General features: G+C 76.4%; 1 protein-coding gene. It reads left to right on the top strand.

Features of this window, described 5'->3' with window-relative positions; all coding sequences use genetic code 11:
• The coding region (locus KVT14_RS20880; protein ID WP_217617347.1) for a hypothetical protein at positions 1–246 on the top strand (246 nt) is incomplete at both ends.

Here is a 246-nt window from a genome sequence, read left to right as displayed (position 1 = left end):
GTGCGGGAGGTGCGCCTCACCGGCGCCGAGGGGGTCGCGGCCCCCCCGCGCGTCATCCGGGTGGCGCAGGACGTCGCCGTGGCGGACGGGGAGCTCGCCCTCACGGTGCCGACCTACGACCGGTCCGCCGGCTACCAGGTCGTCATCACCCCCGCGCAGGACCGCGAGGTCGCGGTCGACGCGGTCTTCCACGCCTCGGGCGAGGCGGAGGACACGGCGCTCACCGACGCGCAGGTCTACACGCAG

This window comes from Cellulomonas sp. GbtcB1, from assembly GCF_019091725.1.
Classification (GTDB): Bacteria; Actinomycetota; Actinomycetes; order Actinomycetales; family Cellulomonadaceae; genus Cellulomonas.
The sequence above is the reverse complement of the archived record's forward strand: the minus strand, read 5'-3'. Positions and strand labels throughout refer to the sequence as shown.